Annotated in this window: 19 protein-coding genes; 5 read left to right on the top strand and 14 right to left on the bottom strand. The window is 34.8% G+C overall.

Features of this window, described 5'->3' with window-relative positions; translation table 11 throughout:
* The first annotated feature begins 3 nt into the window (after positions 1-3).
* On the top strand, positions 4-210 hold the full coding sequence (locus BT156_RS06615) for a hypothetical protein (protein ID WP_066756071.1): 207 nt from the start codon (positions 4-6) through the stop codon (positions 208-210).
* A gap of 97 nt (positions 211-307) precedes the next feature.
* Here BT156_RS06615 and BT156_RS06610 read toward each other — a convergent pair whose 3' ends face one another.
* A complete protein-coding gene (locus BT156_RS06610; protein WP_072408431.1) occupies positions 308-1,504 on the bottom strand; it encodes an exo-beta-N-acetylmuramidase NamZ family protein in 1,197 nt (398 codons plus the stop codon).
* 4 nt (positions 1,505-1,508) lie between these two features.
* On the opposite strand from BT156_RS06610, the gene BT156_RS06605 reads away from it, so the two are divergent.
* Both BT156_RS06605 and BT156_RS06600 read left to right on the top strand, forming a co-directional pair.
* Entirely contained in the window at positions 1,509-2,738 is a 1,230-nt protein-coding gene (locus BT156_RS06605) for an ABC transporter permease (protein ID WP_072408374.1), read from the top strand.
* 484 nt (positions 2,739-3,222) lie between these two features.
* Positions 3,223-4,206 (top strand): PLP-dependent cysteine synthase family protein, encoded by a 984-nt coding sequence (locus tag BT156_RS06600; RefSeq protein ID WP_072408372.1) that lies wholly within the window; start codon positions 3,223-3,225, stop codon positions 4,204-4,206.
* Positions 4,207-4,256: 50 nt separating this feature from the next.
* Here BT156_RS06600 and BT156_RS06595 read toward each other — a convergent pair whose 3' ends face one another.
* Genes BT156_RS06595 through BT156_RS06585 form a run of 3 tightly spaced genes read right to left on the bottom strand, consistent with a single transcriptional unit; the run spans position 4,257 to position 6,054 of the window.
* Positions 4,257-4,784 carry a hypothetical protein gene (locus BT156_RS06595; RefSeq protein WP_072408370.1) on the bottom strand — a complete coding sequence of 176 codons (528 nt, stop codon included), beginning with the start codon at positions 4,782-4,784 and terminating at the stop codon, positions 4,257-4,259.
* A gap of 43 nt (positions 4,785-4,827) precedes the next feature.
* Positions 4,828-5,130 carry a chaperone modulator CbpM gene (locus BT156_RS06590; protein ID WP_072408368.1) on the bottom strand — a complete coding sequence of 101 codons (303 nt, stop codon included), beginning with the start codon at positions 5,128-5,130 and terminating at the stop codon, positions 4,828-4,830.
* Positions 5,131-5,133: 3 nt separating this feature from the next.
* Positions 5,134-6,054 (bottom strand): DnaJ C-terminal domain-containing protein, encoded by a 921-nt coding sequence (locus tag BT156_RS06585; RefSeq protein ID WP_072408366.1) that lies wholly within the window; start codon positions 6,052-6,054, stop codon positions 5,134-5,136.
* 93 nt (positions 6,055-6,147) lie between these two features.
* Between BT156_RS06585 and BT156_RS06580 the strand changes: the two genes are divergently transcribed.
* The gene (locus BT156_RS06580; RefSeq protein ID WP_072408364.1) at positions 6,148-7,347 is read left to right on the top strand and encodes a dicarboxylate/amino acid:cation symporter; all 1,200 of its coding nucleotides are present in this window, start codon (positions 6,148-6,150) and stop codon (positions 7,345-7,347) included.
* Between the two features lie 120 nt (positions 7,348-7,467).
* Here BT156_RS06580 and BT156_RS06575 read toward each other — a convergent pair whose 3' ends face one another.
* The 3 genes from BT156_RS06575 to BT156_RS06565 all read right to left on the bottom strand — a co-directional run bounded on the left by BT156_RS06575 (position 7,468) and on the right by BT156_RS06565 (position 10,767).
* Entirely contained in the window at positions 7,468-7,851 is a 384-nt protein-coding gene (locus BT156_RS06575; RefSeq protein WP_072408362.1) for a DUF779 domain-containing protein, read from the bottom strand.
* An 80-nt stretch (positions 7,852-7,931) separates the two neighbouring features.
* Positions 7,932-8,969: an alcohol dehydrogenase AdhP gene (gene adhP, locus BT156_RS06570; RefSeq protein WP_072408360.1), complete on the bottom strand. Its 1,038-nt coding sequence runs from the start codon at positions 8,967-8,969 to the stop codon at positions 7,932-7,934.
* A gap of 268 nt (positions 8,970-9,237) precedes the next feature.
* Positions 9,238-10,767 carry an aldehyde dehydrogenase family protein gene (locus tag BT156_RS06565; RefSeq protein ID WP_072408358.1) on the bottom strand — a complete coding sequence of 510 codons (1,530 nt, stop codon included), beginning with the start codon at positions 10,765-10,767 and terminating at the stop codon, positions 9,238-9,240.
* 180 nt (positions 10,768-10,947) lie between these two features.
* On the opposite strand from BT156_RS06565, the gene BT156_RS06560 reads away from it, so the two are divergent.
* The gene (locus BT156_RS06560; RefSeq protein ID WP_072408356.1) at positions 10,948-11,871 is read left to right on the top strand and encodes an AraC family transcriptional regulator; all 924 of its coding nucleotides are present in this window, start codon (positions 10,948-10,950) and stop codon (positions 11,869-11,871) included.
* A 1,127-nt stretch (positions 11,872-12,998) separates the two neighbouring features.
* Here the strand turns inward: BT156_RS06560 and BT156_RS06555 are convergent.
* From BT156_RS06555 to BT156_RS06525, 7 genes are all read right to left on the bottom strand, one after another.
* Positions 12,999-14,423 carry a RagB/SusD family nutrient uptake outer membrane protein gene (locus BT156_RS06555; RefSeq protein ID WP_072408354.1) on the bottom strand — a complete coding sequence of 475 codons (1,425 nt, stop codon included), beginning with the start codon at positions 14,421-14,423 and terminating at the stop codon, positions 12,999-13,001.
* A gap of 10 nt (positions 14,424-14,433) precedes the next feature.
* A complete protein-coding gene (locus tag BT156_RS06550) occupies positions 14,434-17,310 on the bottom strand; it encodes a SusC/RagA family TonB-linked outer membrane protein (protein WP_072408352.1) in 2,877 nt (958 codons plus the stop codon).
* Between the two features lie 376 nt (positions 17,311-17,686).
* Entirely contained in the window at positions 17,687-19,015 is a 1,329-nt protein-coding gene (locus BT156_RS06545) for a hydroxymethylglutaryl-CoA synthase family protein (RefSeq protein ID WP_072408350.1), read from the bottom strand.
* A 142-nt stretch (positions 19,016-19,157) separates the two neighbouring features.
* Positions 19,158-21,668, bottom strand: a complete 2,511-nt coding sequence (locus tag BT156_RS06540; RefSeq protein ID WP_072408348.1) for a M1 family metallopeptidase — start codon at positions 21,666-21,668, stop codon at positions 19,158-19,160.
* A gap of 13 nt (positions 21,669-21,681) precedes the next feature.
* Complete coding sequence (locus BT156_RS06535) at positions 21,682-21,915, bottom strand: hypothetical protein (RefSeq protein ID WP_072408346.1); 234 nt, start codon at positions 21,913-21,915, stop codon at positions 21,682-21,684.
* A gap of 84 nt (positions 21,916-21,999) precedes the next feature.
* Complete coding sequence (locus tag BT156_RS06530; RefSeq protein WP_072408344.1) at positions 22,000-22,794, bottom strand: thymidylate synthase; 795 nt, start codon at positions 22,792-22,794, stop codon at positions 22,000-22,002.
* Between the two features lie 144 nt (positions 22,795-22,938).
* Positions 22,939-23,385 carry a hypothetical protein gene (locus BT156_RS06525; RefSeq protein ID WP_228430020.1) on the bottom strand — a complete coding sequence of 149 codons (447 nt, stop codon included), beginning with the start codon at positions 23,383-23,385 and terminating at the stop codon, positions 22,939-22,941.
* Positions 23,386-23,488 lie beyond the last annotated feature (103 nt).

The following is a 23,488-nucleotide window of genomic DNA, read 5'->3' as shown; positions in this document are numbered from 1 at the left end:
ACAATGAAACTTTTCGGAAGAAACCATATTATAATATCAGCCATCACTTTTGTTATTCTTTTTTTAATGAATTTCATCGGAAATGATCAGGCTGATAAATTACAAAGTGCTTTAATGATAGCAGGTGCAGGAGTTATCGGTTTAACGATCGGACTTTTTATCTTGAATAAAGGTAAAGATGATAAAACTCCGCCGCCGGATTTTGATTAGTCAGAATATGAATTGTCAATAGTGAATTCGCTTTGCGCTTGTGAATCTTAAAATTGACTGGCATAGCCAAATTGACCATTGACAATTCACTTTTTCATCAGTTTTCGTAAACAACGTATTTCGTTCTTATTTTCTCGAATTTATCTAAATCTGCCTTCCAGGAATTTTTAATTTCTTTGATAGATTTTCCGGCGATGATTTGTTTTCTCAACTCATCGGTTCCGGCTAAAGTATCAAACCATAAATTTTTAAGGAAAAAGTCCTGATCAGAATTTTTATAGTTTTTATACGCTTTAATTACCCATTCAAGATTTAATTCTCTTAAATCTGTAGGATAATTCGAAAGATTTTCACCGTAACATAATTTACCGTTTAAGAAGGGATCTTTTGCACCAAAGTTGGGTTTTGGAGTAAACTTATAAGGCAGATCTTTTGTCCATGGAGAACCATAAACCTGAAAAGGTAAATCTGTTCCTCTTCCTGCAGAAACCTGAGTTCCCTCAAAAAAACATAAACTCGGATATAAATTGATTGATTTATCATTCGGTAAATTCGGAGATGGTTTATCTAAAATTGGATAACGCAGTTTCTTATGATAATTTTGCATCTGGATCAAAGTATATTTTGCCTGAACTCCATTTTTCAGCCACTTTTCACCGTTAACCATTTTTCCGTATTCTCCAATTGTCAATCCGTAAACCACAGGAATTTCATGCATTCCCACAAAACTCATCCATTTTTTCTTTAAAACAGGTCCGTCCGTGTAACCATCATGAGGATTTGGTCTATCTAAAACCATGATCTCCACATTATTTTCCGCTCCGGCTTCCATTAAATACGTTAACGTAGAAATATAAGTGTAAAACCTAGCTCCAACATCCTGAATATCAAAAATTACAATATCAAGTCCTTTCAATTGCTCGGGCCTTGGTTTTTTATTATTTCCGTATAAAGAAACGATCGGAATTCCCGTTTTTACGTCTACACCGTTTTTCACTTTTTCTCCAGCATCCGCATCGCCTCTGAAACCATGTTCCGGAGCAAAAATTGATTTTATTTTAATATTATTTTTAACTAAAAAATCTACCAAATGAGTCTTGTCATTCATCAAACCTGTTTGGTTGGTCACAATCCCGATTGTTTTTCCTTTTAACAATGGTAAATATACTTCAGGACGGTCTGCACCGGTTTTAAAACTACCAATATGACCCGTTTGAGAATAATACTGATTGAATACTCCTAAAAAAATTAGGCAAATCAGAAGTAAATTTTTAATTTTGAAATCTAAATTCATAAGCTTGAAATTTCCTTTATATTTCTCTAGAAAAATAGCGTTTTCCAAAGATAACAAAAATAACCTTTCGAGGGTTATCATCTTCATTGGCAGGCTTTCGGTGGCTTTAGGAATTATCGTTTCACTGATTACGGTTTCCACAGGTTTCGGGTCTAAAAAAGCGATTAAAGAAAGACTGGCAGATTTCAGTGGGCATATCACCGTAAAATCTACACGATCAAACTCGTCTTACAATACTTCCGTCCTTGATAATCAGGGGTTGGATATTCCTAAAATAAAAGAAATTCCTGATGTAGAAACCGTTCAGAAATACGCTATGGTAACAGGAATTATGCGTAACGAGCATAATTTTGCGGGAATTATATTTAAAGGAGTAGGAAAAGATTTTGACAGTCTGAGATTCAAAAAATTCCTTGTTGCAGGAACCACTCCAAAGATTACAGAAGTAGGCTACAATAATGGCGTTACTATTTCTCAAAAAATAGCAAATGATCTTCATTTAAAGGTTAAAGACAGCATTGTTACTATATTTTCGAAAGCGGATCAGAAGCCTATTTACAGAAAATTTGAAGTAGTCGGGATTTATAAAACCGATATTAAAATGATTGACGAACAGTTCGTTATCGGCGGAATCAATCATGTGAGAAAAATTCAGGATATGAAGCCCAACGAAATAGGCGGAATTGATATTTTCCTGAAAAACGTAAACGATATTGACAGTGATTTTCCTGAAATCGAAAAGTTAATCGGTTACAAAAACTACGCAGAAAAAGCAACAGAAAAATTTCCGCAAATTACGGACTGGATAAGTATTTTCGACACCAATATTGCACTGATCATAGTCATTATGCTCGTTGTAGTTGTCATCAATATTATCATGGTACTTTTGATTTTGATCATTGAAAGAACGAATTCTATTGGTTTACTTAAAACTTTAGGAGCAAGTAATTCTCAAATCAGAGCAACTTTCATCAATTACACTTTGATCATTATGATTCCCGGACTTTTATATGGAAACATTATTGGTCTTGGATTGATATTATTACAAAAGTTTTTTGGAATTATTAAATTAAATCCTGAGAATTATTACGTGAGTACTGTTCCTGTAGATTTAAATCCTATTGCTATTGTTTCAATTTCAGTTGGAATTTTGATCATTTCAGGGTTGGCGTTGATTATTCCTAGTTATTTGATCAGTAAAATTTCTCCTGTTAAAGCGATTAAGTATAATTAAAATTTTAATCTACACTGTCATTGCGAACCGAAGGTGAAGCAATCTCTTGCTAATTTAACCCCTGAAATGTTTTTAAATATTTTAAAATTTGAACCATTAAAGTTTGAATTAAGGATTTAAGGATATTATTAAGTTTAACTCTGTTTTAAGTTGAGATTGCTTCGTCGCTGCGCTCCTCGCAAAGACAAATAGTGCTGACGGCGACAAATATCCTAGCCCTGATTGGAGCATCTGTTTGAGCTCATTTTTTTGTTTTCGGCGGCGGCTTTGCCGCCGCCGAAAACAAAAAAATAGCGAGTGCGGAAAGCGGGAAATAGCTTCTAAAAATAGTCAATGGTGAAAAAGCAATTCATTTCATTGCCAATTTTTCCAGTTTGTCTTAAATTTATAATTCACTGTTGACAATTCACTTATTAATAATATCAAAATCATAATCGTAAATTATATGAAAGCTGTATCTTTGCACCGCATATAAAAAACATTTATGAAATACGCAAAAAACATCCTTGAAACTATCGGAAATACGCCACTTGTAAAGCTTAATAAGGTTTTGGGTGAAGATTTTCCGGCATTGGTTTTGGCAAAGGTTGAGACCTTCAATCCCGGTAATTCTGTGAAAGACAGAATGGCTCTGAAAATGATTGAAGATGCTGAAAAAGATGGGAGACTAAAACCCGGCGGAACCATTATTGAAGGAACTTCCGGAAATACCGGGATGGGATTGGCTCTTGCTGCCATCATCAAAGGTTACAAATGTATTTTTGTAACAAACGCTAAACAGTCAAAAGAAAAATGTGATATTCTTCGTGCTGTAGGTGCTGAAGTAATCGTTTGTCCTACAGACGTTAAGCCTACAGATCCACGTTCATACTACTCGGTTTCTAAGAGATTGGCGACTGAAACAGAAAACGGATGGTACGTTAATCAATACGACAATTTATCCAACAGAACCGCTCATTACGAGTCTACTGCGCCTGAAATCTGGGAACAGACAGACGGACAATTAACTCACTTTGTAGCCGGAGCCGGAACAGGAGGTACTGTCACAGGTTGCGGAACTTTCTTTAAAGAGAAAAATCCAAACATTAAAGTAATTGGAGTTGATACGTACGGTTCTATTTTGAAGGAATTTCATGAGACGGGTGAATTGCATTATGATCACGCTTACACTTACATCACAGAAGGAATTGGTGAAGACATCATTCCTGAAAACTATGATATGTCGGTAATCGATCATTTTGAAAAAGTTACTGATAAAGACGGTGCAATCTACGCGAGAAAACTAGCAAAAGAAGAAGGAATTTTCTGCGGATATTCTGCGGGAAGCGCGATTGCTTCTTTGATTCAGATGAAAGATCAGTTTACGAAAGATGATGTAATTGTTGTATTACTTCACGATCACGGTTCAAGATATGTAGGAAAAATCTACAACGACGAATGGATGAAAGAAATGGGTTGGTTAGATTAATCAATTTTCAATATAAAATAAAAAATCAGAGTAAAATTTACTCTGATTTTTTATTGTCTGATATTTTTCTTAAATACTTGTTTCAGTAAACTGTAATCTTTTTCGCTCATAGATTTTCTTGGAAACATATAATTGTATTTTCCTTCCAGAGAAATAAATTCGTTATTTGATTCAAAATACTTAAAATCTTCCCATTTACTTAATTCTTCCTGATTATTAAGATTAACGTTGAAAGTTTCATCATTAAATCTCAATTCATATATTTTAGAATCTTCCAGTGATTTTAAATATCCGTTAACCTGCTTTTTCCATCTTGAAACTTTGTTGATGCTTAAAGAAAGATAAACTGTACAAAGCAGAAATATAAAACTTACGAAATATAAAATCCCAAACTTTTCTTTGCTTAAATCACCTTTAAAACAAAAGAGAATCAATAAAATAAGTCCTGTAACAATCGTGGTAACCGTTTTTCCTCTGGTCGTTGCCGAAAAAAATAAATTTCCCTGATTACCACTGAAATAAATTTCTTCGAAATCCTTTCTGTTTACATTTAACTTAATAACTTTATCTCCGTTCATTTCTAGAAATATTTAATTTGCTTTAAAAGTTTACAAAACTAAATTAAATATCTTCATATTGAGAACTTATTCCGGAAAGTTTATTCATTAATTCACGATTTTTACGTTTTAAATCTTCCATTTTATGAAGCATATCATGAATTACTTCTAAGCCAGGAAGATTAATCTCCAGATCATAATGCCAATTGGTAAATCTTTCAAAGACCGGCAGATCTTCATACATTAAATAACGAATTTCATTCTCTGTCTGAATACTCAACAAACCGGAATCTACCAATTCATCAAAAAAAGTGATCTCAATATTGTATATTTTTACGAGTTCTTCTCGCGATATTCTTTCACTCATGGCCTAGGAATTTTTAAGTTGTTCAAAAAGTTCTTTCTGCTTCTCGGTAAGGTTTGTCGGTAATTTTACTTCATAAGTCACAAACAAATCACCAAACTGGCCTTCTTTTTTATAAACGGGAAAACCTTTTCCTTTCAATCTCACCGTAGTTCCGCTTTGCGTTTCAGGTTTTACTTTAAGGTTAACACTTCCGTCCAATGTATTCACTTTTACATCTCCTCCTAAAAGCGCAGTATACAAATCAATTGAAACTTTTGTTTTCAGATCATCACCAATTCTTTCAAAATCAGCATCAGCCGGAATATTGAAAGTGATATATAAATCTCCACTCGGGCCACCATTAGCTCCAGGATTTCCGTGACCTTTTAACTTAATCTGCTGTCCGTCATAAACACCTGCAGGAATGGTAATCCTTACTTTCTTACCATTAATATCAAAAGTCTGAGGATGCGTTGTTGCGGCATCTTTTAGATTTAAATTCAATTCCGCCTGAACATCCTGCCCTTTGAATTTCCCTGAAGCACTACCACGTGAGCTTCTTCCAAAGCCACCTCCTTCTCCGCCAAACATACTTTGGAAAAAATCTGAAAAATCTTCACCTTCTCCAAAATCAGCACCTGAAAATCTACCTCCATAATTTCCACCCTGACTTTGAGATTGCTGTCTTTGCTGTTGCCGGGCTTTTTCGTATTCTTCGCCGTGTTTCCAGTTTTCTCCGTATTTATCATACTTGGTACGATTTTCAGGATTACTGAGAACCTCATTGGCTTCATTCAGCTCCTTGAATTTTTTTTCCGCTTCTTTATCGTTGGGATTAAGATCAGGATGGAGTTTTCTTGCCTGTTTTCGGTACGCTTTCTTAATATCATCCTGCGTTGCGCTTTTATCTACACCTAAAATTTTATAGTAATCTATATAAGCCATAAAAACGATTATTTACTCAAATTTAGCAAATTTATGCCTGAAAATAATACTACAGAATGTTAAAAATAAAACTATCTTTGATAAAAAACCTGCATGAAAGAAGTATTCAAAAACTACTCAGGAATTATACTTTTACTCCTCGGGATAACTGTTGGAAGCATTATCGGAATCATTGCTCCCAATTTTGTTGATTATATAAAACCTTTGGGAGATATTTTCCTTAATCTTCTTTTCGTGAGTGTAGTTCCGTTGGTATTTTTTGCAGTTTCTAATTCGATTGCTTCCCTGGAACAACAGTCGAAGTTTGGAAAAATCATGCTCACGATGGTTTTCACTTTTCTATTTTTTATTTTAACAGCAGCTATTTTTACCATTTGTGTTGTTTACCTATTCCCTGTTTCCGGAGTTTCGGGAAGTAAAGAAATTGTGGAAGAAGCAGCGAATAAGGACAGCTGGGGAAATAGAATTGTAGGTTTCTTTACTGTTGGAGAATTTACTCAGCTTTTTTCAAGGCAAAATATGCTGGCTCTTTTGATTTTTGCTTTCATGACCGGATTTGCAGCCAGAAAAGCAGGAGAACAAGGACAACCATTCAGAGTTTTTCTTGCTTCCGGATATGAGGTAATGAAAGAATTATTATTGCTGATCATGAAAATCGCACCGATTGGTTTGGGAGCTTACTTTGCTTATCAGGTCGCGACTTTAGGCCCTCAGCTTTTCGGATTTTACGCTAAACCTTTAGGCTTATATTATATTGCAGGAATTGTTTATTTCTTAGTGTTTTTTTCACTGTATGCTTTTATGGCAAACGGACAAAATGGAGTGAAAAGCTTCTGGAAAAACGCCATCTACCCTACTCTTACCGCTTTAAGTACCTGCAGTAGTTTTGCTACAATGCCCGCCAATTTACAGGCAGCATCAAAAATTGGGATTCCGAGTTCTATTGCGAATCTTGTGATTCCGATTGGGACGACTTTGCATAAAAATGGTTCTTCAATGTCTTCGATTATTAAAATCTATGTTGCCTTCTTAATTATCGGAAGAGATTTTTTTGAACCAACCAATCTTTTGTTGGCATTAGGAATTACCGTCTTTGTAAGTATTGTGGCGGGAGGAATTCCGAATGGCGGATATATTGGAGAAATGCTGATGATTTCTGTTTATAAATTACCTCAGGAAGCTATTCCTGCTGTGATGATCATTGGAACATTGGTTGATCCTTTGGCAACGGTTTTAAATGCAGTTGGACAGGTCGTAGCTTCGATGTTTGTGAATCGGTTTGTGAAGACCTGATTTTTGATTAAACACTAATTATACGAATGTTTTTCAATAATTTACACACAAACATCAGCGTTATCTGTAAAATCTGCGAGAGATTTTAACCACAGATTTTTCAATAAAATATTTAAATAATTATTCGCTACGTTTTACAGGTTCCAGGTTTTCGAATTCTCCGGGCGTAAAAAGTTTATATTCTACTTTAAACGTTTTTCCCAAAGGTGTTTCAAGAGAAAATCCCCCCGGTCCGAAACCGTCTGTAACATCTAATGTAAAATGGGAATATTTCCAGTATTCGAATAAATCGCGATCGATCCAGAATTCGTGTCCGTTGATGGTTCCGATCATCGCATCGTTCATTCTTGGATAGAATCCACCTTTTTCAAAGCATTGTGGTTGGGTTCCTTCACAGCATCCTCCGGCTTGGTAAAACATGAGTTCGCCATATTTTCTTTCTAACTCCCAGATAACTTCTAGCGCTTTTTCTGTGACGGATACTCTGGATATTTTTGTTTCCATTTTTTTATTTTATTGAATTAACTAAAGTTAAAGAAAAGTCCGGAGAAAAACTCTACCGGACTGTTTAAACTCAATATAATTTAACTTGCACTTCCGGCAATATCGAGAACGATTCTGCCATCAATCTGTCCGGCCTTCATTTTGTCAAAAACTTCGTTGATATCTTCTAATTTTGCAGCCGTTACGGTTGCTTTAACCAATCCTTCATTCGCAAAATCAAGAGCTTCCTGAAGATCTTTTCTTGTTCCGACAATCGAACCTCTTACGGTAATTCTTTTCAATACCGTTTCGAAAATCGGGAGTTCAAAAGAACCAGGTGGAAGTCCGTTTAAGGCAATTGTTCCTTTTCTTCTCAGAACATCAATTCCCTGTTTGAAAGCTATTGGAGAGACAGCTGTGATCAATGCGCCGTGCATTCCGCCGACTTCCTTATGTAGATATTCTCCAGGATCTGTGTTTTTTGCATTGACCACTAAATCTGCTCCTAATTTTTTTGCCAGTTCTAATTTATCATCAGAAATATCTATCGCTGCAACATGCATTCCCATTGCTTTTGCATATTGAACTGCAACGTGTCCCAATCCTCCGATCCCTGAAATAGCAACCCATTCTCCGGGTTTTGTTTCGGTTTCTTTTAGGCCTTTATAAACGGTTACTCCAGCGCAAAGAATCGGAGCAATTTCTAGAAAGTTGACATCCGATTTTAGATGTCCAACATATCTTGAATCTGCAATCACATATTCTGCGAAACCTCCATCCACACTATAACCTCCGTTTTTCTGGGCTTCACAAAGTGTTTCCCAACCCGTTATACAATAATCGCAGCATCCGCAAGCCGAATACAACCATGGAACTCCTACTGCATCTCCTTCTTTCACGTATGCTTCAGGCCCACAAGCAACAACAATTCCTACTCCTTCATGTCCGGGAATTAATGGCATTTTGGGTTTTGCAGGCCAGTCACCGTCTACAGCGTGTAAATCTGTGTGACAAACTCCACAGGCAATTACTTTTACTAAGACTTCATATCTTCCAGGAACTTTTACAGGAACTTCCTGGATTTGTAGCGGTTGTCCGTAGCCTTGAACAACTGCGGCTTTCATTGTTTTTGGGATCATACTTTGATTTTTTTTGAGTTAGTTTTTAGTTCGATTTTTTGCTTTTTCTTGAAACCCTTGACAAGGCTCATGAGACATCCTGCTCATCCGGAAAATGTGGGATAAGTGAAAAATAAATGCACTTTTTCGCGTGAGGGATAGGAAGGGCGGCGAAGAATGAGCCGGTGCGGAGCGAAGCGGAGTACCGAAACGAAGTGAAGCCCTGGATAGCCCGACCGTTTTGCCTCAGACTAAGCTGAGGCAAACGGACACGCCCTAATATTTAAAATTAAAAGAAACCTAGTTTGTTTTTGTTATAAGAAATCAACATATTTTTGGTCTGACGGTAGTGATCCAACATCATTTTGTGGTTCTCGCGACCGATTCCTGACTGCTTGTAACCTCCGAAAGGTGCTCCAGCAGGGTAAGAGTGATACTGATTCACCCAAACTCTACCCGCCTGAATCTGGCGCGGAACATTGTATAACTGATGTGCATCTCTTGTCCAGACTCCTGCTCCAAGTCCATAAATCGTGTCGTTTGCGATTTTTATACCTTCTTCTTCATCTTTGAAAGTAGTAAACGCTAAGACAGGCCCAAAAATTTCTTCCTGGAAAATTCTCATTCTATTGTTTCCTTTGAAGATCGTTGGCTGAATGTAATATCCATTTTCAAGACCTTCGCCTACATTGTTGACTTCACCTCCGACAAGAACCTCAGCACCTTCTTCTTTTCCTAATTTGATGTAAGAAAGGATTTTATCTTTTTGAATCTGAGAAGCCTGAGCTCCCATCATCACTGTTTTATCTAAAGGATTTCCTACTTTAATCGCTTTTACTCTTTCGATCACTTTTGCTATGAATGCATCTGCAATGTCTTCCTGAACCAATAATCTTGACGGACAAGTGCAAATTTCACCCTGATTTAGTGCAAAAAGAACTGCTCCTTCGATCGCTTTATCTAAAAACGCATCGTCTGCATCCATTACTGAGCTAAAGAAAACGTTTGGAGATTTCCCTCCCAATTCTAATGTCACAGGAATGATATTTTCTGTTGCGTACTGCATTACCAAACGGCCTGTTGCCGTAGAACCTGTGAATGCTGCTTTGTTTACTTTTGGATTCGTAACCAACGCTCTTCCCAATTCTGCTCCGAAACCGTTAACGATATTTACGACTCCATTCGGTAATAGATCTCCGACGATCTCCATTAAAACCATGATGGAAATTGGCGTGCTTTCTGCCGGTTTTAGAACTACACAATTTCCTGCTGCTAAAGCCGGAGCAAGCTTCCAAACAGCCATTAATAAAGGGAAATTCCATGGAATGATTTGAGCGATCACTCCAAGAGGTTCGTGAACGATCAATGAAACCGTATCTTTATCCAGTTCGTTGTGAGAACCTTCTTCTGCTCTGATCACCGAAGCAAAATATCTGAAATGATCAACTGCTAAAGGTAAATCTGCCGCCAGTGTTTCTCTAACCGCTTTACCGTTGTCGATGGTTTCAACAGTTGCTAAATATTCAAGATTTTGCTCGATCCTGTCGGCAATTTTGTTTAAAATAATGCTTCTTTGCGTTGAAGAAGTATCTTTCCAAGTTTGGAATGCTTTTTCTGCCGCATTCACAGCCAATTCTAAATCTTCTTTGGATGAATGTGCTGCCTGAGTGAATTTTTTTCCGTCAATCGGAGAAACTACGTCAAAATATTGACCATTGACAGGAGCCGTAAATTTCCCGTCAACATAGTTATCATATTTGCTTTTGAATTCAGGCCACTGTAAAGTTGTACCTGATTGTTGTTCTGTAATAGTGCTCATATCAGTATAATTTTAATTTTTCTGTTCAACCAAATTACACTTACCTAAGACAAACGTATAGCATAATCCTACAAAAAAACATCAAAATAGTGCAGATGATTAATTTTATAGTTTTATTAACAACTGCATAGCATTTTAATTTCTATATTTGATAGAACAGGCAATAAAAAATGTTTAGAAATGAATGATAATAAATTTTTATTAAATCCCCCTGAATTAAAGGTGGAAAATCAGCTTTTAAACTTAATTGAAAATCAGACGAAATTCAATCTAAACAATTGTGAATTTAGTATCTACGAAACTCACAAGACCGCCTTTAATGTGAAGCTTCATTTTGAAAACATCGCTTTTACTGCCATGCTTCGTGGCAAAAAACATATGAAACTGGACAATAAGACGAATTACTTCGATTATTTTCCGGGTGAAAGTATTTTGGTTGCTCCAGGAGAAACGATGGTCATTGATTTCCCTGAAGCCGATGAAACTCCTTCACAATGTATTTCTTTAAGCCTGAATCCTGAATTTATTGAAAACTCTTTAAATCATTTAAATTATCATTTACCAAAAGCTGATGAAACTTCACGATGGAATATTCAGCTTGATGAGTATTTCCTTTTTAATAATAAATCTCTTGCTTCCGCTACCAACAACATTATGAGAATTGCGATGGATGATAATTCGCAAAAAGATATCATGGCTGATTTTGCTTTGAAAGAACTTTTAATCAGACTCATGCAAACTCAGGCAAGGAGTATGGTTGAAAAAAACATTGCTAAGAATAAGTCAAGAATCGGTTTTGTAGTCGATTATATTAAAAAAAATCTCCATCAGAAATTGTCGATTGACAGTATTGCAAAGTTAGCTTATGTTAGCAAGTCCAATTTCTTTAAAATGTTTAAGGACGAATTGGGGACTTCACCCAATGAATTTATTTTACAGGAAAGAATAAACAGAGCCAAAGAATTATTGGCAAATCAAAATAGTATTAAAGAAACTGCTTATCAGACTGGTTTTTCTGATACTAATTATTTTACGAGAGTGTTTAAACAATTGGTTGGTGTGACACCGAAAAGTTATCAGGATAAGACTACTTTCAATGAGTAGATTGTTGTTGTCATTCAAATCATTTTCTGGACTTCAAAATTTTCATTTTTTTGTAGAATCTTATCAAGGATAGGATAAGTTTATCCATTTATTATGATAAGAGTGTTTATTGTCATTACTGCTTTATTATTTCCTATCAGCACATCGATCAATGAACAAGTTAAGGGCAAAAATTCAGTCTTTAGATTAATTTAGAACAAATCGATTTATACCAATCCAATATGCAAGAAGCAATCGTAGCTCAAAGGCTAAATACCATTGAAAATGCAATTTTAGTTATCAGTGGTGGCGAGTATATCCACCCTTGAATTTGGAAAAGAAAGTACTCAAACTACAAATTGGTGACAATATGAAGGGGAAACTCATTTAGCAGTTGCCACAGGAAAACTGATATAACACTCAAGTCCAGTTTGAAAATACTCACCATGCTATGTGAGTTATTCGTAATCTAGCCCAAAATTACGGAATAGATTAACATAAAATTGGAGTATTCGGATTTTCTGCAGACGGGCATTTAGCAGGTATTACTCTTCTACTCTTTTTGATAAAAAGTTTTATAAGCCCATTGATAAAATAGATTCCTTATCTGCGAGATCAGATTTTGAAGAACTTGTTTACCATGTTATTTCAATGTTACCACCCAATAATAAAATTAATTCCTTTAAAAGTATTCTAGGAATTCAATCACCAACCCAAGAGGAGACAGCTTTCTCTGTAGAAAAGCAAGTGAATGCTCATACTATTAGCACATGCTTTACATGATCCTATTTCTCCTGTAGATAATAGCTATTTGATAAATAGAGCATTAAAAAACGTAAAAATTCTTGTTGAAATGCATACTCTTCAAACTAGAGCATAGATGGGGAGTAGATAAAAAGGGGAGTAAAGTTTCTGCTTGGCCACAGCTTTTTAAGACCTAAGAGCAGAATAGTGATTTTTGAAAAAAATAATTAAGATTATTTGATATTTTTAACCACATTACCTTGAATAAAAAGAGGCTGTCTCAAAAAGTAAACCAACGCTCTGAGAATTCCTTAAATGACAGAAGTTGTCAGACAGGGAGTTCAAGAGAGGGGTGACTTTTGAGACATCCTCTTAAAATTTGCTATTGAATGTATTAATTAAAATTAGTTACCATATCCCGGATTAGGATCAACCTTTGTTCCCGGTACATTTAATTCATTTCTAGGAATTGGAAAAGCTAATAAATTATCCCCAATGTTTCTTGTCCCAACTGTAACACCACTTGTGTTCCTTTGAGTAATTGATTGTCCTCTTCTTAGTAAGTCCCAATATCCAAAACCTTCACCAACCAATTCTTTTTGTCTTTCAAGATAGACATCATTTAAAGTAATTGAAGTTGCTAGGGGTAATGAGCCTGTAGTCTTGCCACGTTTCGACTGAATCAAATTATAATAAAATAAAGCTGTTGCTGCAGACCCTCCATTAAGTTCTGCTTCCGCGCCATTTAGTAATATTTCTTCATATCTGATCAGGTGAATGTTATCAAATGTATTAACATACTTACCATTAAGAACATTGGTCGTTGAAATTCCTGAAAGTCTTATATCATCTCCAGCATAAGAAGCCCTCAGAGCAGGAAGTACTTTCATATTTCCATATCCATTGGGAGCTATATTTAGTTTATAAGATACAGCAGTTGTTCCTAAATCATTAGTTGATCCAATAGATAATTCTAAAATTGAATTTACTGCTGAGTTAGCTTTTGTAAAACTACTTGCATAATCAGCAGCCGGAATTACAGAATATCTATTTGAAGCAACAATTTCAGCAACCAAACTTCTAACTTTGGCATAATCTCCTTTATACAAATAATATTTAGACATTAAAGCTTTAACTGTATACTGATTAATTTCAGTTCTATTCGTATGGACACTAGAACTCGGAGTCCCCATCAATACTAGTGCTTTTTCTAAGTCTGATTCAATTTGAGTTCTTGTTTCAGCAACAGAAGAACGAGACTGTAGTGATGTTGGATTATAAACTGTTGGAATAACAACACCTTTTGTTCCTCCTGAATATTCTTGTCCGAACAATCTTAACAAATCAAATAATGCAAGAGCCCTTGATGCGTAAGATTGCCCTTTCAAAAAATTAAATCTAGTTTCTATAACTGCTGGATCCTGAGAAGACTTCCATGTTAATTGTTGAGAAGGGACATTATTAATAACAATATTCGCTTTTGCAATTACCTGATACATTTGCATATATGGATTAGAAGCATATGTATCACTTGAAGTCATAGAATAGCTGGAAACACTTTGATAATATCCTGCACCATTCGTAAAGTCTGAATACATATTATTACTTCTTGCTTCTCCTATCATTAAAAAATCACATCCGTAATAGCCTGTAACTCTCATTGATGTATATTGACCTCTCACAAAAGATTCTAACTCTTCGATTGTATTAAGAGGGCTTTGCTGAACTTGCTGATAAAATTCTGATTCCACAAAATCATCGCTGCAAGACGTTAATGCTGTTGCCGATAAAATGGCTAAAATTGTATATTTAAAAATATTTTTTTTCATTTTTCACCTATTAAAATTGAATATTAAACCCTATAGAGTAAGTTTTTTGCACTGGCAAATTAAGGTTGTTTGTTGTATTTAAGTTATTTTCCGGGTCAAATCTTAGATTTTTGTCATATCTGTGAGTCCAGATATTATTTCCTTGAACATATACTTCGAAGCCCTGCATTCCTGTACCTCTCAACATTTTTGCATCAAACCTATAACCTACTCTAATATTACTTAATCTTAAATAATCGGTTTTAGCTAAATATCTAGTAGATGTTCTGTTTGAGCTGGTTGCATTTCCATAAATAGGTTTTGGATTAGCTGCATTAGGATTTGAAGGAGTCCAAAAATCAAGTGCATCAGTAGATCCTGGGTATGAATAAGTGTACTGACCATCTGATTGTGTATATGCACCCCAATTATTAAGTACCTGTCCTCCAAATCCGAATGTTCCTAACGCTGATAAAGTAAAGTTTTTATAAGACGTATTAATATTAACACCTCCAAATAGATTTGAAAAAGCTCTTCCCTGCACCGCAACATCTGCATCAGCATATTTATTTGTGGTTTCACCATCAACACCATTTTTATACCATAGCGGATCTCCATTAGTAGGATCTACACCTGCCCATTTTCTCATATAGAATGTACCAATACCTTCGCCTTCTTTTAATATTGTTGACCCTATAATGATATCCTGTCCTCCATATAAAGAAGTAATTTCGTTTTTCAATGTACTTAAATTCCCTCCAATACTAAGGGTAAGCTCATCTTTTCTAATTATATCATAATTTACAGTAAACTCGAAACCTTTATTTACAAGTGATCCTACATTAATATCCATAAATGGATAGGTTTGATCACTATCAGATGGAATTGGAAGCCCCTGAGATATCTGCAACGGCACGCTAAATACTAAATCTTCAGTTTTTTTACTGTAATATTCAGCTGTGACTTTCAGTCTATTTTTAAAGAATCCCAAATCAACACCTAAACTTAGTGGCTTAACGGTTTCCCAATGTAAATCGGGATTATAAACATATTTCATTGTTCCAGCAGGAAGATCATTGTAATTTAAAGTATATTCATATAAAGAATATGGAGTACTTGATATTGTATTACCAACCTTTCCGTAAGAAGCTCTTAATTTAAACTGAGAGATTTCATTCCAATCTTTTACAAACTGAAGTCTGGCTAAATCAATTCCTGCACCTACCGAATAGAAAGTTCCCCATTTCTGACCTTCAGTAAAATTAGACAATGCATCTTTTCTTAGTGATGCATCAATTAGTATTAGTTTATCATAGTCATAATTAAATATTGCAGCATATCCATTTCTAGAACTTTTGGATCTTTCTCCCCTAGCATATATTGGCTTTATGAAGTTTGATAGTGTTTCTAAATTAGGGGATCCAACGTTTACACCTTGTCCTGCAACAAACCTAAAATTTCGTTGATAAGCTTCCTGAATTGCTGAAATATTAAATCTGTTCTTCTCGCCAAATTTAAAATTATAATTAATAATATTTTGGAAATTCCAGTTAAAGTACCTTCCTGTAGATTCAGTTTTTCTACCATTTACTTGATATCCGTCACCATGGATTGGATTATAGTAAGTGTCATTTTCTATATTATTTAACTCGGCTCCGAAGACCATTCTATAGCTCAAGTTTTTAAGTATTTTATATTCACCATATATATTACCGAAAACTCTTGCTGTAGATGCTCTAAAATAATTATTCTCCTGAGTATATCCAGAATTGAACAAGTTATTACTTAACCTACCTGCTGTACCTAAATAATATGTGCCATCTGCATTATATGCAGGATCTGTAGGTCTAGCAAAGAGTTCAAATAATATTGGATTGGCAAAACCTCCACCATTAGGCAACGTATTAATTCTACTATATGAAAGTTGAATATCTGTACCCATCTTCAGCCTATCAGATGCTTCATAATCAACTTTTGAAGTAAATCCTAATCGTTTAAAATCAGAACCTTTTAATTCACTTTCTTGTAAAAAATAATTTGCAGAATTATAATAGGTAATCTTATCATTTCCTCCGCTAATTGAAGCATTAATTGAGTTTTGATATCCACTTCGTGTTGTTACATCTCTCCAATTAGTATCATTATTTGTTGTGTATATGTTCTTTAATGTAGCAATTGTTCCGGTAGTGAATGTTCCAGTAGGCCAACTTCCTTGACTCGCCATTGTTGATACTTCGGTAGGATCGAATCCGTATGCATTCGCAATACTATAATTCAACAAATGTCTATACTGTTCTGTATTTAAGCCTTCTAAACCCGAAATTGCCCTAGAATTTGTTCCCGATTCAAAATTTAATGAGATTTTTGGTTTACCTTTTTTACCTGATTTAGTTGTTATTACAATTACACCAGCTCCAGCATCAGCCCCGTATACAGCCGTTGAAGAAGCATCTTTTAGTACTGTTATACTTTCAATATCATCGTTGTTTAAATTCGCCAGGATATTTGCAGTAGTTGCACCTGAAGTAAGGTCCCCACTTTGTACTCTTATTCCATCAACTATATAAATAGGATTAACACCTCCATTAACAGAGGCAATACCTCTTATACGGACTGAGGCAAAACCACCTGGCTGACCAGATGCATTACCAGTTTGCACACCGGAAATCCTCCCTTGAAGCATTTTATCTACTGAAGCTACTGGAACATCTTTAATAGCATCACTTTTCATAGTGCCAACTGCTCCCGTTAGTTCTTGTACCGTTTTCTTTTGTCCGAACCCGACCATTACAACCTCTTCAATCTTATGTTCTTTTGTAACAGTATCATTTTTTGCTTTTTGAGCCATTACAAACTGTCCCGTAAAAAACAAAACTCCGGTTGTTATAACGCGTAATTTTACATTCATATTTAACAAATTTTAATTTTAGAAAGACAAATATGTTAATAAAAATTAACATTTCAAAAATGTAAAACACTGAATAACAAACAATTAATAGGAATAAAATCAACTCAAGTAAATATTTATTTCGAATTTTTATAATTGTAATTTCTATAAGTCATGAAAAAAATTACAATTAAAATGTTTTTTGTTGTAATTTTTTAATTTAAACAAAATCACGCACTATTATATTATTTTTAAAAATTGTATAATAAATTTTGTTAAATACATTCGTTATCACTAAAAAAAATAAAGTTATTATTCATTCATATCCCAGCCGATAAGGAAAAATGACATAAAAAAACATCTCAATTGAGATGTTTTTATAGAATATATTTAAAAATTAATCTTGAAATTGATAATACCTTGCACCTATCAAAACAGGATTTTCCGATTCGACGGATTGTAATCCGAAACCTTTGTAATACTGATTTACAGACTGACCGAGCTGTTTTCTGTGCAATTTTTCATACGTTTCAAAATCAATAACTTTTCTGTTTTTAAGACTTTCAAATAAATCCCATTTTGAAACAACATTTTTCCAATTTTCAGATACTTTTCCAACGAAAACTTTAGATTTTGATCCGCTTCCGTAGCCTAAAAACCCAATTTCAGAACCTTTTAATTCTTCATTTTCATTAAAAGCAGTCTGTAAAGCTGAAAGTAAAGCCATAAAAATCGAAGCGGTGTACATATTTCCAATCTCGGAAGATGCACGTTGCGATTTTTCTATTTTATCATTAATAAACTGAATATAATTTTCTGACTTTGCAATCGCTTTTTGTTCCTCTGGTGTTTCATATGATAGTCCGTTTTCCAGACTGTAAATTTCGGTGAAAACTCTTTTACCGTGGAAAGCGTAAGGAAGATGAAAAATCAGATATTTCCAATTTTCATAAGGCTTGTTTTTGCCTGTAATTTCTTTATAATGATGGTAAGCTTCTCTTATTCTGTCCTGATAACACTGGTTGGAATACTGTCCGTCAAAAACAGGCTCATCTGTAAAAATCTCAATTTTTTCAGGAAAATTTTCTGGAGCATTTGCTAAATCCGACTTATTGAAATGACGTCTTGGCTTAAAAAAGTCAAAAACGCTTTCTGTAGCGACACCCCAATTATTTTCAATTTCCACCAAATCCGGTTTTGAGGAGATCAACAGGGAAACAGCTCCGCCCCCTTGCGTATACTCGCCTGAAGAAGCCAATTCGTATTTTGCATAATCACTGGCGATTACGATTGCTTTTTTATCCGGATTTACTCTCACAAAATCAAGAGAATTATGCAAAGCATCTACAGCTCCGACACAGGCAAAGGTCATATCCACAACATCACAGTTTCGGAAACATCTTTCTCCAAATTCACTTTCTAAAACTTTCTCAACCATTTGCATTGCGTAAGAAGCGGTTGGCTTTGCTGCATCCAATGCACTTTCTGTACCCAAATAAATTCTGGCAATATCTTTAGGATTAATCGTATAATCTTTTATTAATTTCAATAAAGCTTCTGCTGCGAAAGTTGCCGCATCTTCATGAACATCTGGAAAACCCATCTTATGCAATCCCAATCCTTTTTCCAATTTTGCGGATTCAATTCCTCTTTTCTCTGCTAAATCTTTAATTTCCAAATATAAAGATGGTACATAATAACTTGCTGCTTCGATTCCAAAAGTCATAATTCTATAATTTTAATACTAAATTATAAAAGATAATTCAAAAAAAGGGTCGTAATTCACCTGTTTTTTAGCATTAATTACAATTTAAACTAAAAAAGCATCCCAAAATGAGATGCTTTAAAAACCTATATTCTGTTTTTAATTATTTAAAATCTTCGATCGCTTTATTCAGAGCATCAATTTGAGGATTGATACTTGACGCTTTTTGAGGATTTTGTTTTAACAATTCCATCTTTTTGCTTAAACCATCTTTCAGCATCTGAGAAATCATCATTTTTGCCTGTGGATTATCTCCTATCTGGCTTTTTGCATGACCTATCATTTTAGTAATACTTTCAGTTGCTTTTAAATTATCTGAACTCATGATCCAATTAAATCCTTCTTCCGCAGATTTACCCAATTCCGGATTTTGGAATTTAACGAATGGATAAAATGCCGCAATCGGAGCAATATTAGCCATTTGAGAAGTTACTTTATTTTTAACAACGATCGGTAACATTTGCGTCAACAGATCTTCTGAAGCTCCGCTTAAATCAATTTTATCAGCTAAAGAAGCCATTCTTGATGGGTCAATTGCCGAAATAGCTCCGAGCGAGTTTCCTCTCACTGCATTAGAAACAGCATTCACTCCTTTTTCAAAAACCGGAAGGTATTTTTTATCCTTAGTTTTCGCCAAAGCAGCAATAGCAGCTGCCTGAGTTAAGGTTTTCGGATCGTTTGATGCTATTTTTTCAACATCAGACCCTAACGTTTTCATTTGTTCAGAATTGGTTAAATCCATCAATTCCAAAGCTTTCATTCTCACTCTAAAATAGGGATCTTTAATCCCCGCAGCCAACAATTTCGTTGCAGCAGGATTTTTTCCAACCTGATCTTTAATCCCGTTCAAAGCAGCATATCTGTTTTTGAACTCTTTTGAATTCGTGAACTGCATTAAATATTGCTCAGGAGTTTTTGTATCTGTAATATCTGCCAGTAAAACACCATCTGCATTAATATTAATCAAATCCGGAGTTTTTGAAACATCAAAATTGAACGTATTTTTTGCTTCCGCATTTACCCAAACATTATATCTTTTTGGTTTACCGTTGTCGTAAACATCAATCGCCAAAGGAAACTCAAAAGGCTGATCCTGAGTTTGGTTGATGGTTACCGTAACTTGTTTTTTAACAGGTTCAAAAGTTGAAGAATAGTTCAACTTCGGGTTTCCGCTTCCGAAATACCACTGATTAAAGAACCAATTCAGGTCTTTTCCTGACACTTTTTCGAATGATAATCTTAACTGATGCGCTTCTGCATTTTGATATTCATTGGCTTTTAAATAATCGTTCATTCCCGCGAAGAAAGCATCATCCCCAAGATAGTTTCTTAACATGTGAAGAATTCCGCCACCTTTTTGATAAGTCACCAAATCGAAAACATCTTCACGAGATTCATAATTAAATCTCACCAAATTTTTCTTGAAATCGGAAGGATTGTGGATATATCTGTTAACATCTTCCAATTGGTGATAATCAGCCTGATCTTTTCCGTATTTGTATTCATTCCAAAGGTATTCGGAATAGTTGGCAAAAGACTCATTTACAGTAAGATTACTCCAGCTTTCTGCAGTCACCAAATCTCCAAACCAATGGTGAAACAGTTCGTGAGCAATAGTATCTTCCCAAGTATTTTCATCGATTAACTGTCCTGGTTTTTGTAAAATATCACTTCCGTGAAGAGTCGCGGTCGTGTTTTCCATCGCGCCACTTACATAATCTCTTCCTGAAATTTGCGCGTATTTCGCCCAAGGATAATCGTAGCCCATTTTTTTCGAGAAAAATTCGATCATTTCAGGCGTGTTTCCGTAGATCTGTTTTGCATACGGTTCGTATTCCTTTTCAATATAATAATCTACCGGAATATTTTTCCATTTGTCTTTAACGATTGCATATTCGCCCACTCCCATGAAGAAAAGGTAGGTCGAATGTCTCTTATCCATCACCCAATGATCGGTTCTCAGTCCGTTTGATTCTTTTTGAGAATCTTTCATAATTCCGTTGGAAAGCGTCACATATTTATCAGGAACTGTCATGTAAATTTCCTGAGTAGACTTTTGATTCGGCTTATCAATGGTTGGAAACCAAGCAGAGGAAGATTCTGTTTCTCCCTGCGTCCAGATTTGAGTTGGCATATCGGGATTTTTTCCTTGCGCATTAATGAAATACAAACCTTTTGCATCATTAATCGCCGCGCTTCCCTCCTGTTTCACCTCATTCGGACGGGAAGTATATTTAATATAAACGGTATAATCCTGATTTTTCTGATAGGTCTTATCTAAACTGATCTTTAAAATATCATTTTTATAATCATATTTTAAAGGAGATTTTTTACCGTTGTTATCTAAAGCTACCTCATGAATCAACATTCCCTTTGCATCAAGGGTCAATTCGTTGGTAGGATAAAAATAAGGTGAAGCCGTTAACCATTCTTCCCCGTTCATTTGTTCCTTCTGATAATCGAAATTTACTTTTAGCTTGGTATGTTTCAGTTCCGTTACTTTGGTATGAGTCGCTCTGTACACTTTTTCTCTGCCCGAGGTTTCGGTTTGTGCCGATACATTTGCGGAAAAGAAAATTCCAAGTATAGCAATCGATAAAATGGCCTTTTTCATCTTTATTTATTAATTATTTATTTTTAGAATTATTTTTTGTTAAAATATCAAAAATATCATTGACTACCGTTTCGTAATCTCCTTTTTTAAACTGTTCTTTAGTTTTGTTAAAAGCTTTTTTCAGTTCGCTTTCCGGGTTTTCATCATCAATGATTTCTACAGAACTTACTCCTTTTACCTGAAATAAAAGTTCTTTCAGTTTTTCTGCATCTGCATTTTCCTCAATATTGATTTTTAGATATTTCATATGATATAAGTGTAAAATTTGCTTTGAAAGTTACAAAAAAAGTGAAGTTTGCAGGCTTCACTTTAATTTATATTTTATTTTTAATTAAATCGCAACAGGCGCTTTAATCCCCGGATGCGGATCATAATTTTCTAACGTAAAGTCTTCAAAATTAAAATCAAAAATATCTTTAATTTCCGGATTCAATTTCATGGTCGGAAGTGCTCTTGTTTCTCTTGAAAGCTGTCTGTTTACCTGCTCAAAATGATTGTTATAGATATGAACATCTCCAAAACTGTGAACATAATCACCAACTTCAAGATCACAAACCTGCGCAACCATCATTAATAACAACGCATAACTCGCAATATTAAAAGGAACTCCCAAGAAAACATCTGCACTTCTCTGATACAGTTGAAGCGATAATTTTCCGTCTGCCACATAAAACTGAAATAAAGCGTGGCAAGGTGCCAGAGCCATATTTGGGATCTCAGCAACATTCCATGCAGAAACGATCAATCTTCTGGAATCCGGATTTTTTTTAATCTGATCGATTACTTCAGTAATCTGGTCGACAATTTTTCCGTCTGCACCGTTCCAGCTTCTCCATTGCGCTCCGTAAACAGGACCCAGATCGCCGTTTTCATTGGCCCACTCGTCCCAGATGCTTACTCCGTTATCATTTAGATATTTAATATTGGTATCGCCTTTTAAAAACCAAAGAAGTTCATAAATAATAGACTTCAAATGTACTTTTTTAGTGGTTACCAAAGGGAAACCTTTCGACAGATCATATCTCAGCTGATACCCGAAAACACTTCTTGTTCCGGTACCCGTTCTATCGGTTTTATCGGTTCCGTTGTCTAAAATATGTTGTAAAAGGTCTAAGTAATTTTGCATTTTGAAAAGCTATTTTGATGGTTCAAATTTAGAAAAATATAAGCGATTCTTTGTTATCATAAGCCATAAAAAAGCATCTACTCTCATAGATACCTTGTATTATTTGTAATGAATTTTATTCATAAAGAGAAATGTTAATTTAAATTACCAAATACTCTCAATCTTTTGATGAATATTATTGATAACAAATGTTTCTCCGCCTTTCTTACCATGCATTGCTTTCACTAAAGGTGATTCTGCAGAGACAGTCATAATTTTTTGATTATCAAAAACAATTTCTCCCAGCGATGCAGAAATGTAGAATAATCCCTTATCTGTTTTTACCAGTGCTCCGTTTTGAACTTTTGAAGATGGTTCCGCATTTATTTTCTGAACAATAGCTTGCTGATTTAAAATTTCATTCAGTTGTCTTTGAAGATTATTGACCTCTTGCTGCAACATTTCTCTTCCTGTCTCATATTTATCCCCCATTGAACTTTTGGTATCGTTGCTCGACGCTCTTGTTTCGGCGATCAGGTTTTCAAAGTTTTGAATTTTTTCAGAGATCTTCAATTTTATGATCTCCAGTATTTTAGATTTATCCATTTTCATATTTTGACATCACACAAATGTATTTATTTTCATTAAAAAATCTGTTTTTTTATCTTTTTAATTTGTCAACATAATATCACTATGGAAAGATAATTTTTCACCA

It is taken from the genome of Chryseobacterium limigenitum, from assembly GCF_900114875.1.
GTDB lineage: Bacteria > Bacteroidota > Bacteroidia > Flavobacteriales > Weeksellaceae > Chryseobacterium > Chryseobacterium limigenitum.
The sequence above is the reverse complement of the archived record's forward strand: the minus strand, read 5'-3'. Positions and strand labels throughout refer to the sequence as shown.